Raw genomic sequence first — 14,480 nt, 5'->3', positions numbered from 1 at the left:
ATCTCAATTCCACTTGAACCAACGGATGGCTGCTGCCCCGGCAATGACAGTCCAGAGCAGCAGGATGAGGGCGGCGCCGCCGTCTACGGCCCCGTCCAGGAAAGCGGCGCGCATCGATTCGCCCAGGGCGCCGGAAGGCAGGAAGTGCACAATGGCCTGCGCCGCGGCCGGCAGCCGTTCGGCGGGGATGACGATGCCGCCCATGGCTCCCAGGAGGATCCACATCAGGTTGGTGATGGCCAGGGTGGCTTCCGGCCGGACAGTTCCGGCCACCAGCAGCCCCAGTGCGGTGAACGCCGCCGCGCCCAGCGCGAGCAGCGCCAGCCCCGGGAGCCAGCCCGCCGCCGTCGGCTGCCATCCCAGCGCCAGGGCAACCAGGGACACCACCACTACCTGGAGGCACAGGACTGCCAGGACCGAAAGGACTTTCCCGGCGATCAGGCCGCCCCGGCCCAGGGGCGTGGTGGACAGGAAGCGGAGGACCCCATAGCGGCGGTCGAAGCCGGTGGCGATTCCCTGGCCGGTGAACGCGGTGGACATCGCGCACAGGGCAAGGATCCCCGGAACGGCCACGTTGATGCGGCTGGAGCCCATCCCGTCCAGGAAGGGGGTCACCGTCAGCCCAACAAGTGCCAGCAGCGGCAGCACCACCGCGAGGATCAGCTGCTCGCCGTTCCGCAGCATGGTCAATGCCTCGTATTTGCCCTGCAGCAGGACACGGCGCAGCAGGGACGCAGGCTGCTGCGCCTCCTGCATTGCTCCCGTGCTCATCGGATGTCCTTTCCCGAAATGTCCAGAAAGACGTCTTCAAGGCTACGCGCCTGAAGGCTCATTGATGCGGGCATGATGCCTTTCGCTTCCCACCACTGGGCAAGGACGGATAAATGCCGCGGCATCAGGGCGCCGGTGACGGTGTAGCTGCCGGCGCGGGCTTCGGAGACGTCGACGTCGTCCGGCAGTACCGCGGCAAGGTCCAGGCCGGCGGGGGCCTCGAACACCAGCGTCCGGACGTGCTCGCCGCCCTGTTCCGCAGCCGGGCTGCGCTGCAGAAGTTCCTGGACCGTCCCCTCGGCAACGTTGCGGCCGCCGTCGATGATGTACACATAGTCCGCCAGGCGCTGGGCGTCGTCCATGAGGTGCGTGGTGAGGATGATGCCCATCCCGCTGTCCCGCAACTCGGCGATCAGGTCGAACACCAGCTGCCGGGACTGCGGGTCCAGGCCGGCGCTCGGCTCGTCCAGGAACAGGACTTCGGGCCTGCCGATCAGGGCGGCGGCAAGGGCAAGGCGCTGTTTTTGGCCGCCGGACAATCTCCGCACGCTGGTCCGGCTGAAGGTATCGATGCCGAGCCTGCCCACCAGGTCCTCCAGCGGCCACGGGCGTGCGTACAGCCCGGCGATGTGCCGCAGCAGCGGGAGGGGACGGGCCGACGGCGGGAGGCCACCGTCCTGCAGCATTACGCCTACCCGGGAGCGCAGCTCAGCCCCTGCCGCGGCAGGGTCCTGGCCCAGCAGCGAGATGCTGCCGCCGCTGCGCTTCTGCAGGCCCTGGGCGCATTCGAGGGTGGTCGTCTTTCCGGCGCCGTTCGCGCCAAGGAGGGCGGTTACCTGTCCGCGCTCCGCGACGAGTGAAACACCGCTGACAACCCTGAGCATCTTTCCGTCCAGGCTGGAAAGGGGGCCTACGTCCTTGATGAGCCCATGGATGGACAAGACAGGGGACTGGGGGGATCGCACCACAGTATTCTACGGGATGTAGTATTTGCCGTGGTCCGCCCGGGCACGGCATCCCTGCAGCGACCGAGGTCAGCCTGCCCTTACTGGAGTGCGGGACTAAATTACGACATGATTGTGTTGTGTATTCCATGACCAACGCTGCTGCTGTGCCCGTGGCCGGGCCCGGTCCTGTCGCATCCAGTCCTGTGGCTGATGCCGACGAGCGAACCCGGGACCGGGTCCTCGCTGCCGTCCTGGAACACGGCCCCGTCAGCGCGGCCGAACTGGGGGACATGCTGGGATTCACCCCTGCCGCTGTCAGGCGCCACCTGGACCACCTCTCGCGTGCCGGCGTCATCGAGGTCAAGCGGGTTGCGAAGCCCGGAGCAGGTGCCGGCCGCCCCGCCCGCCGCTACGTCCTCAGTTCCCAGGGCCAGTCAAGCCTGGGCAACGACTACCTGGACATCGCCGCCCTCGCGCTCCAGCAGCTGCAGCAGGTGGCCGGCCCGGACGCGGTGCGGGCCTTCGCCGAGGAGCGTTTTGCGGATATGGAGCGGCGGTATGCCCCTGAAATTGAACAGGCCGGGCCGGACATCCGGGACCGCGCCGCAGCACTTTCGGCCGCGTTGAGCCGCGACAACTTTGTGGCCTCCGCCGCGTCCATCGAGGCAAAGGCTCCGTTGCCCGCGGCGCTTTCCAGTGTGCAGCTCTGCCAGGGCCACTGTCCCATCCAGCAGCTCGCAGCCCGCTTCCCGGTGTTTTGCGACGTGGAAACCGAAGTCTTCTCAAGGCTGGTGGGAGTGGACGTACGCCGGCTCTCCACCCTGGCGCGCGGCGGCCACGTCTGCACCACCCACATTCCTACAGGCAGGCTGTCTGCCAAACCGGCCCTCGCGCCGGAGGCAGCCCCCGCCGGCCTGAATGAAGTAAACAACCATCAGCAAGAAAGGCCGTGATGACGGACCAACTATCAGAGAAAGCAGTCGCCGAAAACACTGTGATCTCGGAGATTCTGGAAAAGAATCCCGAGCTCCACGGCATCGGCACCTACGAGTACGGCTGGGCTGACAAGAACGACGCCGGCGCCAATGCCCGCCGTGGGCTCAGCGAAGAGGTAGTCCGGGACATTTCGGCCAAGAAGAGCGAACCCGAATGGATGCTTGACCTGCGCCTCAAGGGTTTGAAGTACTTCGACCGCAAGCCCATGCCCACCTGGGGTGCGGACCTCTCCGGCATCGACTTCGACAACATCAAGTACTTTGTCCGCTCCACGGAGAAGCAGGCCGCCACCTGGGACGACCTGCCCGAGGACATCAAGAACACCTACGACAAGCTGGGCATCCCCGAGGCCGAGAAGCAGCGCCTTGTTTCCGGTGTCGCTGCCCAGTACGAGTCCGAGGTTGTTTACCACCAGCTGCGTGAGGATCTTGAGCGGCAGGGCGTCATCTTCCTGGACACCGACACGGCGTTGAAAGAACACCCGGAGATCTTCCAGGAGTACTTCGGCACCGTCATCCCCGTGGGCGACAACAAGTTCGCCTCGCTGAACACCTCTGTCTGGTCCGGCGGCTCCTTTGTCTATGTTCCCAAGGGCGTCCACGTGGACATCCCCCTGCAGGCATACTTCCGCATCAACACCGAAAACATGGGCCAGTTCGAGCGGACCCTGATCATCGCGGACGAGGATTCCTACGTCCACTACATCGAGGGCTGCACCGCGCCGATCTACACCTCTGACTCGCTGCACTCCGCCGTGGTGGAGATCATCGTGAAGAAGGGCGCCCGGGTCCGGTACACCACCATCCAGAACTGGTCGAACAACGTGTACAACCTGGTGACCAAGCGTGCCATCTGCGAAGAAGGCGCCACCATGGAATGGGTCGACGGCAACATCGGCTCCAAGGTCACCATGAAGTACCCGGCCGTGTACCTGGTGGGCGAGCACGCCAAGGGCGAGACCCTGTCCATCGCGTTCGCCGGCGAAGGCCAGCACCAGGACACCGGCTCCAAGATGGTGCACATTGCGCCGAACACCAAGAGTTCCATCATCTCCAAGTCCGTGGCCCGCGGCGGCGGACGCGCAGCATACCGCGGCCTGGTCCAGGTCCGTGAAGGCGCCAAGCACTCCGCCAACACCGTCCGCTGCGACGCGCTGCTCGTTGACACGATCAGCCGCTCGGACACCTACCCGTACATAGACATCCGTGAGGACGACGTTGTGATGGGCCATGAGGCAACTGTTTCCCGGGTCAGCGAAGAGCAGCTCTTCTACCTGATGTCCCGCGGCATGCGCGAAGACGAAGCCATGGCGATGATCGTGCGCGGCTTCATCGAGCCGATTGCCCGTGAGCTCCCCATGGAGTACGCACTTGAGCTGAACCGCCTCATTGAACTGCAGATGGAAGGGTCCGTCGGATAACGATGACTGAAATCACTACTGAAAAGGCACGCATCGGCGCGCCCTCAGCCCAGCCGTTCATCGACGGCTTCACCGAAGAGGGCGAGAGTCTCTCGCCGATCAACGCCAACGGCAAGGCCCCGCTTGCGGGCGCTTCAGCCAAGCGCCACTCCCACGGTGGCGGCGTCGGCGTGCCGGACAGCTCACGCGCCGGCCGGCTGACGTCCTACAAGCTCGCTGACTTCAAGCCGCTCACCGGCATGGAGGAGGACTGGCGGTTCACCCCGCTGAAGCGCCTCCGCGGCCTTCACTCGGAGGTCCTGTCCGGCGCGGCTCCCACCGTGATCGTCAAGGGCCCGGAAGGCGTCGTTGTCGAGGGCGTCGGCCGCGACGACCAGCGGATCGGTACCGCCGGCATCCCAGAGGACCGCGTCTCCGCCAACGCCTGGGAGAACTTCGCCCAGGCCACCGTGGTGACCATCCCCGAGGAGTTCGAAGCCTTGACGGAGATCACCGTCGACATCGAAGGCTCGTCCCTTGAGGCTGCCGCGCAGCACCTGGTGATCGTCGCCGAAAAGTTCTCCAAGGCTGTTGTGGTCCTGAACCACAAGGGCTCCGCCGTGGTCTCGGAAAACGTTGAAATCATCGTCGAAGACGGTGCCAACCTCACGGTTGTCTCGCTCCAGGAATGGAACGACGACGCTGTCCATGCCTCCTCCCAGCAGGCAAAGATCGGCCGCGACGCCAAGCTCAAGCACGTCATGGTGAGCCTGGGCGGCGACCTGGTCCGCGTCACGCCGTCGGCCCGGTTCACTGCCCCCGGTGGCGAGGCCGAACTGTTCGGCCTGTACTTCGCCGACGCCGGCCAGCACCTTGAGCAGCGTCTCTTCGTGGACCACGCCGTGCCCAACTGCAAATCCAACGTCCTCTACAAGGGTGCCCTGCAAGGCCGCAACGCGCACGCTGTCTGGGTTGGTGACGTCCTGATCCGCAAGGAAGCAGAAGGCACCGACACCTACGAGGCCAACCGCAACCTGTTGCTCACCGACGGTGCCCGCGCCGACTCGGTGCCCAACCTCGAAATCGAGACCGGGCTGATCGAGGGTGCAGGCCACGCCAGCGCCACCGGCCGGATGGATGACGAGCACCTGTTCTACCTGATGGCCCGCGGCATCCCCGAGGATGTTGCCCGCCGCCTGGTGGTCCGGGGCTTCCTGAACGAAATCATCCAGCAGATCAAGGTCCCCTCCATCGAGGAGCGGCTGACTGATGCTGTCGAGCACGAACTCGCACTGACGGACAACTAGAAGCTACGGAGCACGGTTTTCAGATGACTGACCAGCCAAAAGGCGAGCTTGTCTGCAAGGTGGACGAAATCCAGGTGAAGCAGGCGCTGCGGATCCTGATCGACGACTACCCTGTGGCGATCGTCAAGGATTCCATGGGGGAGATCCACGCGATCGGCGACACCTGCTCGCACGCGGACATTTCATTATCCGAAGGCGACGTGGATGGCTGCACCATCGAGTGCTGGGGCCATGGCTCGCAGTTCGACCTCCGCAGCGGCCAGCCGCTGCAGCTGCCCGCCTACGATCCCGTACCGGTATTCGCCGTCGAGATCGCAGGGGATGAGGTCTACGTGGACGTCAGCAACGTCCTCAACGGCGCCGAAGCTCCGAACTTCAGCTAGCACCACAGAATTACGAACCACACTTCCAGACACAGAGCGCACCGCAGCCGGCAGGCGCGGCGCAGAGGAGAACAAGACATATGTCTACTCTTGAGATCAAGGACCTGCACGTCAGCATTGAGACGGAACAGGGCACCAAGGAAATCCTGAAGGGCGTCAGCCTGACCATCCGCACCGGTGAAACCCACGCCATCATGGGCCCGAACGGCTCCGGCAAGTCGACCCTGGCCTCCACCATCGCCGGCCACCCCCGCTACAACGTGACCAGCGGCTCCATCACCCTGGACGGCGAGGACGTGCTGGAGATGAGCGTGGACGAGCGTGCCCGCGCCGGCGTCTTCCTGGCCATGCAGTACCCGGTGGAGGTCCCCGGTGTCAGCATGACCAACTTCCTGCGTACCGCGAAGACCGCCATCGACGGTGAGGCCCCCAAGCTGCGCACCTGGACCAAGGACGTCAAGGCTGCCATGGAGCAGCTGCGCATCGACGCTGACTTCGCCCAGCGCAACGTCAACGAAGGTTTCTCCGGCGGCGAGAAGAAGCGCGTGGAGATCCTGCAGCTGGAGCTCTTCAAGCCCAAATTCGCCGTCCTTGACGAAACTGACTCCGGCCTCGACGTTGACGCACTGAAGATCGTGTCCGAGGGCGTCAACCGTGTGCACTCCGAGGGCAACATGGGTACGCTCCTCATCACCCACTACACCCGGATCCTGCGCTATATCAAGCCTGACTTCGTCCACGTGTTCGTGGACGGCCAGGTTGTTGAGGAGGGCGGCCCCGAACTGGCCGACCGCCTCGAGGAAGAAGGCTACGACCGTTACGCCAAGGGCGCCGGCGCAGCCACCGTCGCGGCTCCGGCCGCAGTACAGGCCTAGTAAGGACTTGTCATGACCGAAATCAAGCCGGGCCGCACGGCCCTGGAGGACGTCGAAGAGGCGCTCAAGGACGTCATCGACCCTGAGCTCGGCGTCAACGTGGTGGACCTGGGCCTGTTGTACGGCCTGAAGTACTCCGACGACGACGGCGCGCTCCTGATCGACATGACGCTCACCACCGCCGCCTGCCCGCTCACCGATGTGCTCGAGGAGCAGGTGGGCCAGGCGCTGGACGGCGTCGTGGACGACTGGCGCCTGAACTGGGTATGGATGCCGCCATGGGGTCCCGAGCGGATCACCGATGACGGCAAGGACCAGATGCGGGCCCTCGGCTTCAACATCTGAAAAAAGTACGACGACGGCGGGTCACCTTCCCTGGGGAAGGTGACCCGCCGTTTTTCGTCCATTGCTCCGTAACTGCCGTTTTGAGGTGCCAAAAGGGCCGATACGGAGCAATCGATGGGGACTTAGAGGGTGGCGGCGCTGAACGTGTCGCACTGCTTGATGTCGCCGGACTGGTAGCCGCGGGTGAACCAGCGCTGGCGTTCCTCGCTGGAGCCGTGGGTCCAGCCCTCGGGGGAGACGCGGCCGGTGGCGGCCTTCTGGATCCGGTCATCGCCCACGGAAGCCGCCGCAGACAGCGCGTCGTTCACGTCCTGCTGGGTAAGCGGTTCCAGGTAAGGCTGGCCGGTGGCGGGGTCCGGCGTGGTGGAGGCGTACTTGGCCCACAGTCCCGCGTAGCAGTCGGCCTGCAGTTCGGTCCGGACGGAGCCGGACTCGGGTCCCTGCGGATCCTGCTGCGCCCGCTGCAGGTCACCCAGCAGGTTCTGGACGTGGTGGCCGAATTCGTGGGCCACCACGTATTCCTGGGCCAGGGGGCCGCCGGAGGAACCGAAGCGGTCCACGAGTTCCTGGAAGAAGCCGGGATCGAAGTAGGCGGTGGTGTCCGTGGGGCAGTAGAAAGGCCCTACGTCCGAGGTGGCGGACCCGCACCCGGTGTTGGTGCCGCCGCTGAAGATCACTGCCTCCGGGCGGGGATACTGCACGTTGTACTGCTTCAGGTAGCCGGGCCAGAAGGCGTTGAGGCTGTTGACGGTGCCGGTGATCCGGCAGTCCAGCCGGGCGTCGGCGTCCGCTCCGGTGGTGCAGGCCGGTGCCGTGCCCTGGGACTGTCCCGCAGTCCCGCCGTCGGTTAACCCCCCAAGCATGTTGGGGTTGATGCCCAGCAGGAGCGCAACAAGCAGCACCAGGCCGCCACCGATTCCGCCGCCCACTTTCACACCGGTACCCATGCCCCTTCGGTCCTGGACCTGGGTGGGATCAAGCTGCACGTTGTCATTGAAACTCATAACGTCACAATACCCGCGGGCCGGGGCCTCAATCCGTGCCGGCCGGTAAAGTTGGTCCGTGCCTTTCCTCGACAAGATCCAGCGCTGGGCGGAGCAACGGCCGCATGACACCGCCGTTGTGATTGCAGGGCGGCGGCTGCACTGGGCGGCGCTGCGGGACGCCGCCGCCGGACTCGTGGCGGAGCAGAAATCAGTCACTACCCTCTGCGAATCCAACTCGGTGGACTTCGCCGTTAAGTTCGCAGCCGCCGTGGCGGGAAGCCGCCAGTGCGCGGTCCTGGACCCATCATGGCCCGCCCACCTGCAGGAGGACATTGTCCGGCGGGTGGAGGCGTGCGCCGTTCCGTCCCCGGTCTCCCCGGACGACGACCTGGCCGATGGCCCGCCTGGCTCCAGCTTCCTGATTGGCCTCACCTCCGGCACCACGTCTGTGCCCAAGGCATTCACCCGCTCCCGGCGGTCGTGGCAGCAGTCCTTCAACGCCTCGATCGAGTTTTTCGGGCTCGGCGAGGACGACGTCACCCTTGCTCCGGGTCCGCTGGCTGCCAGCTTGAACCTCTATGCCCTGGCCGAATGCCTCTACGCCGGGTCCGAGTTCCAGACCCTCGGGACGTTCGACGTCGGCGACGTCCATGCTGCCATCACCCACGACCGCGTCACCCGGCTGGTCCTGGTGCCCACCATGCTGCGGATGCTCAGCGAGCGCGGGATGACGGGGTGCGTCGATGCGTCCGGAATCCGCACCATCATCTGCGCAGGCTCCAAGCTCGATGCCCGGACCCTGGAGGCCGCCCGGCGCTGGGCTCCCAACGCCACCATCTATGAGTACTACGGCGCCTCCGAGCTGAGCTTTGTCTCGGGCCTCGGGTTGGCGCCCGGGCAGAGCGCCGCTGCTGGCGGAACGGGGATTGGCCGGCCCTTTCCCGGCGTCGACGTCCGGATCCTGGATGACGACGGCGGCGTGGTCCCGGACGGCGGGTACGGCAATATCTGCGTCCGCAGCGGCATGGTGAGCAATGGCTACCTGTGGGGCGACGACGGCGAGGCACTGAGGGCCTTCGGCGACTGGTACACCGTGGGGGACCAGGGCTACCTCAGGGACGGGGAGCTGCACATCCTTGGTAGGCGCGCCGACATGATCCTCACCGCCGGACGCAACGTGTATCCCCACGAGGTGGAACTGGCCCTGGCCGCGGTCCCCGGCGTTGCCGCAGCCGTTGCCGCCGGCATGCCGGACGACCTGCGCGGCCAGCGCGTGGTGGCCGGCGTCGTTGCCTCCCAGGGCGGGCTCACAGCCACCCAGCTGCGCGCGGGCCTGGAGGACATCCTCTCCCGGCACAAACGCCCCCTGCAGTACTACCTCCTGCCGGAACTGCCCACCACGGACCGCGGAAAGGTCAGCCGGAGCCTGCTGCTGGAGTGGATCAATGCCCGGGACATGAGGGCCCAGGCCCTTGGCTGACGTCCCGGCGTCCGGCCTCCTGCCCCCGGAACGCCAGCCGGTGGTCATCGCCGCGCGCCGGACCCCGGTGTGCCCGGTCAACGGAGCCCTGCGGAGCCTGCGGGCGCATAAACTCCTGGCGCCGGTCCTGCGTGAACTTGTCGCCGAACTGGCATTGGATCCGGAGTCTGTTGCCGACGTCGTTATGGGCAACGCCGCAGGCGGTGGCGGAAACGTCGCCAGGCTCGCCCTGCTGGAGGCGGGGCTGCCTGTCAGCGTGCCCGGGATCACCGTGGACCGGCAGTGTGGTTCGGGCCTGGACGCCATCGTCCTCGCATCCCGGCTCGTGGCAGCCGGCGGCAGCCCGCTGTACCTGGCTGGGGGAGTGGAGAGCACCAGTACCGCGCCGCTGCGCGCCCATCCGAGGGACGACGGCGGCCCGGAGTTCTACCGCCGCGCCCAGTTTGTGCCGGCCAGCTATGGCGACCCGGACATGGGCGTGGCCGCGGAGACGGTGGCGGAGGAATACGGCGTGGGCAGGGGCCGCCAGGATGCCTTTGCGCTGGCCAGCCACCGGAAGGCGCTTGCGGCGATCCGGGAGGGGCGCTTCGCGGACGAAATCGTGCCGCTGGCCACCGCCCGGGGGACTGTCGCCTCGGACGGTGGGCCGCGGGCCGGCCTTACCCCCGCCATCATGGCGCGGTTCCCGGCCGCCTTCGTGCCAGGAGGAACTGTCACGGCCGGAAACTCCTGCTTTGACGCGGACGGTGCCTCCGCCGTCGTCATCACCTCCCTTGAGCGTGCACGCGAACTGGGGGCACGGGACGGCCTGTTGGTGCGCGGCACCGGCACCGCAGGCGTGGCTCCGGAGGTCCTGGGGATCGGTGCTGTTCCGGCAGCACGGGATGTGCTGGCCGCGGCCGGAGTATCAGCTGGCCAGGTGGAACTGGTGGAATTCAATGAGGCGTTCGCCTCGCAGACGCTTGCGTGCCTTGACCAGCTTGGCATTGATGCCGGCCGGGTGAACCTCGACGGCGGTGCGCTGGCGCTGGGACATGCCTACGGTGCTTCCGGGGCCGTCCTGGTGACCCGGCTGCTCGCCCAGGCGCGGAGGGCAGGCACGCCGGGAACCCTGGCGCTGGCAATGATCAGCATGGCGGGCGGCATGGGGACTGCGGCGCTGCTGGAATACCGGTTGCTGGCCGCTGCATGATCCTTGGTGCCGTCTTAGTCCTCGGCCTCGCCCAGGCCGCGGGCGGCCAGCGCTTCACCGGTCTGGCGGGCGTAGGCCACAGAGGTGATGAACACCGGAAGGACCAAGGCCCGCGGGTTGCGCTCCAGGCCCCTCGCCCTGGCTGAATCGCGGACGTCGGCGAAGGTACCGGCGATGAACGGGATGCTGCGGAGCATGATGCCGATGGTCAGCGCGAAGCGTTCCGGATCGGCGCCGAACCTCTTGAAGGGCGCCGCTGCCTTGACCACGCCGTCCAGGAGCTTTTGGAGGGGGGTGGTGGCGGTGAGGAGCGATGCCGCCACGACGCAGACGAGGATGTTCAGGACGATCCGCGCCGCTGTGGGTCCGCCAAGCTGCCACCACTGGAAGAGTCCAATCACCAGGAGCACCGGGGCGAGCGGCCGGACGGCGCCCCAGAGCCTTTTCGCGCCGGCTCCGGTGACCAGGAAAAGGCCGCCATGGACGGCCAGCACGGCCGCCGAGATACGCCAGTCCACAACGACGAAGGAAACCAGTCCGCTGGCAAAGACCAGGAGGAACTTCAGCGCCAGCGGTGCGCGGTGAAGGAGGGAGTTGCCGGGCACATAGTTGGCCAGCAGGAACCCGTGGCCCCTCACGGGGCATCCCGCCCGGCCGGTTCCAGCCCCTGCAGGCACCAGGAACGGTAGGTTGCCACGGCTTCGGTGGGGGCGCCGTCGAATGCCACGCGGCCTTCTTCGATGACCAGGACGCGGTCCATCTCGAGGGCCAGGCCAAGGTCATGGGTGGACATGATGATCTGCTGGTCCAGGTTGCCCAGCGTCCTGCGGAGCAGCTCACGGTTGCGCAGGTCCAGGAGGGTGGAGGGTTCATCCAGGACCAGTACTTTGGGGTCGACGGCAAGGACGGCGGCGAGCGCCATCAGTTGCCGTTCGCCGCCGGAGAGCTCGTAGATGCTCTGGTCCGCCAGGTGGAGCAGGCCCAGTCGCCCGAGTGCCGCTTCGGCCTGGCTGCGCCGCTCGGTCCCGTTCCTGACCGAACGGCGCAGGGACAGTTCCACATCCTCCCGGCCGGTCGGCATCACCAGCTGGGACAGGGGGTCAGTGAAGACGAACCCAACGTTCCGCCGGACTTTCCGCACGGCACGGACTGTATCGTCGCCGTCGACCGTGACCGTGCCGGTGGTGGGCTGAATGAGCCCGTTGACCAGGCGCAGCAGCGTGGACTTGCCGGATCCGTTGGCGCCGATCACGCCCACGCGTGCCTCCTCCAGCCGGAGGGTCACCGCGTCCAGGAGGACTTTCGGTTGTGGAGGGTTATCCGTTTCGACGGCGACGGCCACCTGGTCGAAGATCACTGCGGGCATGGCGTGGGTCCTAGGCGCTTTTGGGCGCCAGGGCACGGCGGCGCACGCGGCGGACCAGGACGTCGGGGAAGGCCCGGTGAAGGGCAACGGCGATTGCGGCCGCGAGGACATTCTTGATGATGTCCCCCGGGTAGAAGACCAGGTCGCTTAGGAAGGCCTGCTCCAGGGTGGCCTTGGAGTTCAGGGCGATGCCGGCAATGCCCAGCGTGTGCACGAAGACAATGCTCGTGGCCGTGGCAGCCAGGAAGAACCAGAGGGCGCGCGCCTTGGTGGTGCGTTTGATCACCACAGTGGCCAGCCATCCCACGACGCCTGCGGCGATGGGGAAGGCGATGATGTAGCCGGCCGAGGGCCCGGCCAGGATGCCCAGGCCGCTGCGGCCCTGGCTGAAGATGGGCAGGCCGGCGAGGCCCAGGAGTGTGTAGAGCCCGACGGCGGCGAATCCGCGGGCGGGGCCCAGCACCAGTCCGGTGAGCATGACGGCAAGCGTCTGGAAAGTGATGGGGACGCCGAAGCCGTTCAGTGCCAGTCCCGGCACCAGGGCGGCTCCTGCCACCAGGGCGGCGAAAACGGCGATCAGCCCGAGGTCGGTGCCGTTCCAGCGGCGTTTCGTCTGCTGGTTGTTCTTCAGGGGGGTTTCGGTGCTGCTCATGGCGGTCCTGTCGGGGTTGTACAAGCGGAATCTAATGTACAGCCGACGCTACCGGGACGGAACGGGGCGTATTTTGTGGGGGTCCTACTAAAGCAGGACCCGGCTTCTTGGGGCTGGGCACAATGAGGGCGGTAGCCCCAACCCTGACTATCTCAGGGTCCCTGGTCCGGCGATAGCGGCCGAGGACCAACCACGTGGGCCTGATCGACTTGGTAGCGTGTGCAGCATGCCCATCAAATTGGAAAATGTCGGCATCGCCGTCCGGGACCTGGAAGCGGCGATCGCTTTCTTCACCGACCTGGGGCTCACCGTCCTGGGGCGTCAGACGGTCAGTGGGGAGTGGGCCGATACCGCCGTCGGCCTCGACGGCAACCACGCCAAAATCGCCATGCTTCAGACGCCGGACGGCCACGGTCGCCTGGAGCTTTTCGAGTACATCCACCCCGAGGCGATCGAGACTGCGCCTACTCTGCCCAATGAGATCGGCATGCACCGCGTGGCCTTCTCGGTGGACGATATCGATGCCGCACTTGAGATTGCGGCGAGGCACGGCTGCCACCCGCTGCGGGGCGTGGCCACATATGGTGATGTCTACAAGCTCACTTATGTCCGGGGCCCCAGCGGCATCATTGTGATGCTCGCCGAGGAACTGAAGAAGGGCTGAGCCTGCGGGCCTGCTGCAATATACTCCGAACATGGCCATCACGCACTTAGCCCTCAATACCCAACTGTCCGACCGCAAACTGCGCGGGGGCCAACGGTGAGCGGCGGTCTTGTTGCCCTGCTGGATGACGTCGCAGCCCTGGCCCGCATTGCGGCGGCCTCGGTGGACGATGTCGCGGCCGGCGCCGCGAAGGCGGGGGCGAAGGCCGCAGGTGTAGTGATCGATGACGCCGCCGTGACCCCGCAGTACGTGTCAGGGGCCGACCCGTCCCGCGAGCTGCCCATGATCAAGAAGATCTTCTGGGGCTCAATACGGAACAAACTCCTCATAATCCTCCCGGCGCTGCTGCTTATCAGCGCCTTCGTTCCTTGGGTCATTCCATTCATCCTCATGCTGGGCGGGACCTACCTCTGCTACGAGGGTGCAGAGAAGGTCTGGCACAAGCTCCGCGGCGGCCACCACGAGGCCGAGGAGTCCCCGGCGGTGGAGCGCGGGCCCGAGGCAGAAGCCAAAGTCGTCAAAGGCGCCGTCACCACCGACTTCATCCTGTCGTGCGAGATCATGGTCATCTCGATGAACGAGATAGCTACCGAGTCCATCTGGGTACGGGCGTTCATCCTGGTCCTGGTGGCGTTCGCCATCACGGTGCTCGTGTACGGCGCCGTCGCACTGATCGTCAAGATGGACGACATCGGTGTGCACCTCGCCGCCAAGGACTCCGCCCGTTCCAAGCGCTTCGGCAGGCTTCTTGTGAGGGGCATGCCGGCCGTGCTGGCCGCGATTACCCTCGTCGGAACCATCGCCATGCTGTGGGTTGGCGGCCACATCATGCTGCAGGGGGCACATGACCTCGGCTGGCACGCACCCTACGACCTTGTCCACGCTATCGAACACCCTGTGGCCGGGGTAGCGGTTGTCGGCGGTCTTTTGGCCTGGCTCGTCAACACCCTCTGCTCAGCAGTCCTCGGACTGGCCTGGGGCCTCGTCGTCCTGGCGGTAGTGGGCCCGCTGCTGAAGGTACTGCCGGTCGGCAAGGCAAAGGGCGGTCACGATGAGGGCTCCATTCAGGCCGCGGCCAACAGCCACCGGCCGGACGAGCACAAGAGCTGACAACCGC

16 protein-coding genes are annotated in these 14,480 nt (G+C 66.3%); 10 read left to right on the top strand and 6 right to left on the bottom strand.

The window, feature by feature from the left end; translation table 11 throughout:
* Window positions 1-3: 3 nt before the first annotated feature.
* On the bottom strand, window positions 4-771 hold the full coding sequence (locus QFZ57_RS15335; protein ID WP_306631193.1) for an ABC transporter permease: 768 nt from the start codon (window positions 769-771) through the stop codon (window positions 4-6).
* Window positions 768-1,736: an ABC transporter ATP-binding protein gene (locus QFZ57_RS15330; RefSeq protein ID WP_306900828.1), complete on the bottom strand. Its 969-nt coding sequence runs from the start codon at window positions 1,734-1,736 to the stop codon at window positions 768-770. Before QFZ57_RS15330 ends, QFZ57_RS15335 begins: the two co-directional genes overlap by 4 nt.
* Window positions 1,737-1,864: 128 nt before the next feature.
* On the opposite strand from QFZ57_RS15330, the gene QFZ57_RS15325 reads away from it, so the two are divergent.
* The 6 genes from QFZ57_RS15325 to QFZ57_RS15300 all read left to right on the top strand — a co-directional run bounded on the left by QFZ57_RS15325 (window position 1,865) and on the right by QFZ57_RS15300 (window position 7,023).
* Window positions 1,865-2,671, top strand: coding sequence for a helix-turn-helix transcriptional regulator (locus QFZ57_RS15325; protein ID WP_306632531.1), 807 nt, complete (start codon window positions 1,865-1,867; stop codon window positions 2,669-2,671).
* On the top strand, window positions 2,671-4,134 hold the full coding sequence (gene sufB, locus QFZ57_RS15320) for a Fe-S cluster assembly protein SufB (protein ID WP_306631191.1): 1,464 nt from the start codon (window positions 2,671-2,673) through the stop codon (window positions 4,132-4,134). The genes QFZ57_RS15325 and sufB overlap by 1 nt, the downstream gene beginning before the upstream one ends.
* A gap of 2 nt (window positions 4,135-4,136) precedes the next feature.
* Window positions 4,137-5,420: a Fe-S cluster assembly protein SufD gene (gene sufD / locus QFZ57_RS15315; RefSeq protein ID WP_306631190.1), complete on the top strand. Its 1,284-nt coding sequence runs from the start codon at window positions 4,137-4,139 to the stop codon at window positions 5,418-5,420.
* A 23-nt stretch (window positions 5,421-5,443) separates the two neighbouring features.
* On the top strand, window positions 5,444-5,803 hold the full coding sequence (locus QFZ57_RS15310) for a non-heme iron oxygenase ferredoxin subunit (RefSeq protein WP_306631189.1): 360 nt from the start codon (window positions 5,444-5,446) through the stop codon (window positions 5,801-5,803).
* Between the two features lie 80 nt (window positions 5,804-5,883).
* The gene (sufC, locus tag QFZ57_RS15305; protein ID WP_306631188.1) at window positions 5,884-6,678 is read left to right on the top strand and encodes a Fe-S cluster assembly ATPase SufC; all 795 of its coding nucleotides are present in this window, start codon (window positions 5,884-5,886) and stop codon (window positions 6,676-6,678) included.
* 12 nt (window positions 6,679-6,690) lie between these two features.
* On the top strand, window positions 6,691-7,023 hold the full coding sequence (locus QFZ57_RS15300) for a metal-sulfur cluster assembly factor (RefSeq protein ID WP_018761278.1): 333 nt from the start codon (window positions 6,691-6,693) through the stop codon (window positions 7,021-7,023).
* A 122-nt stretch (window positions 7,024-7,145) separates the two neighbouring features.
* On the opposite strand, the gene ypfJ is transcribed toward QFZ57_RS15300, so the two are convergent.
* Window positions 7,146-8,027, bottom strand: a complete 882-nt coding sequence (ypfJ, locus tag QFZ57_RS15295; RefSeq protein WP_306631187.1) for a KPN_02809 family neutral zinc metallopeptidase — start codon at window positions 8,025-8,027, stop codon at window positions 7,146-7,148.
* A 58-nt stretch (window positions 8,028-8,085) separates the two neighbouring features.
* Between ypfJ and QFZ57_RS15290 the strand changes: the two genes are divergently transcribed.
* Window positions 8,086-9,489 (top strand): class I adenylate-forming enzyme family protein, encoded by a 1,404-nt coding sequence (locus tag QFZ57_RS15290; RefSeq protein WP_306900827.1) that lies wholly within the window; start codon window positions 8,086-8,088, stop codon window positions 9,487-9,489.
* Complete coding sequence (locus QFZ57_RS15285) at window positions 9,482-10,681, top strand: thiolase family protein (protein ID WP_306900825.1); 1,200 nt, start codon at window positions 9,482-9,484, stop codon at window positions 10,679-10,681. The genes QFZ57_RS15290 and QFZ57_RS15285 overlap by 8 nt, the downstream gene beginning before the upstream one ends.
* A gap of 14 nt (window positions 10,682-10,695) precedes the next feature.
* Here the strand turns inward: QFZ57_RS15285 and QFZ57_RS15280 are convergent, their stop codons facing one another.
* Genes QFZ57_RS15280 through QFZ57_RS15270 form a run of 3 tightly spaced genes read right to left on the bottom strand, consistent with a single transcriptional unit; the run spans window position 10,696 to window position 12,699 of the window.
* Window positions 10,696-11,319: an energy-coupling factor transporter transmembrane component T family protein gene (locus QFZ57_RS15280; protein WP_306631184.1), complete on the bottom strand. Its 624-nt coding sequence runs from the start codon at window positions 11,317-11,319 to the stop codon at window positions 10,696-10,698.
* Window positions 11,316-12,047 (bottom strand): energy-coupling factor ABC transporter ATP-binding protein, encoded by a 732-nt coding sequence (locus QFZ57_RS15275; RefSeq protein WP_306900824.1) that lies wholly within the window; start codon window positions 12,045-12,047, stop codon window positions 11,316-11,318. Before QFZ57_RS15275 ends, QFZ57_RS15280 begins: the two co-directional genes overlap by 4 nt.
* Before the next feature lie 10 nt (window positions 12,048-12,057).
* Window positions 12,058-12,699, bottom strand: coding sequence for a biotin transporter BioY (locus QFZ57_RS15270; protein WP_306631182.1), 642 nt, complete (start codon window positions 12,697-12,699; stop codon window positions 12,058-12,060).
* Window positions 12,700-12,925: 226 nt separating this feature from the next.
* Between QFZ57_RS15270 and QFZ57_RS15265 the strand changes: the two genes are divergently transcribed.
* On the top strand, window positions 12,926-13,363 hold the full coding sequence (locus tag QFZ57_RS15265) for a VOC family protein (RefSeq protein WP_306900818.1): 438 nt from the start codon (window positions 12,926-12,928) through the stop codon (window positions 13,361-13,363).
* 96 nt (window positions 13,364-13,459) lie between these two features.
* A complete protein-coding gene (locus tag QFZ57_RS15260) occupies window positions 13,460-14,473 on the top strand; it encodes a DUF808 domain-containing protein (protein ID WP_306900817.1) in 1,014 nt (337 codons plus the stop codon).
* Window positions 14,474-14,480: the final 7 nt, after the last annotated feature.

This window comes from Arthrobacter sp. B1I2 (genome assembly GCF_030816485.1).
In the GTDB taxonomy this organism is placed as follows: Bacteria; Actinomycetota; Actinomycetes; order Actinomycetales; family Micrococcaceae; genus Arthrobacter.
Note: the sequence above shows the minus strand (reverse complement) of the source record. Positions and strands in the feature narration are given on the sequence as shown.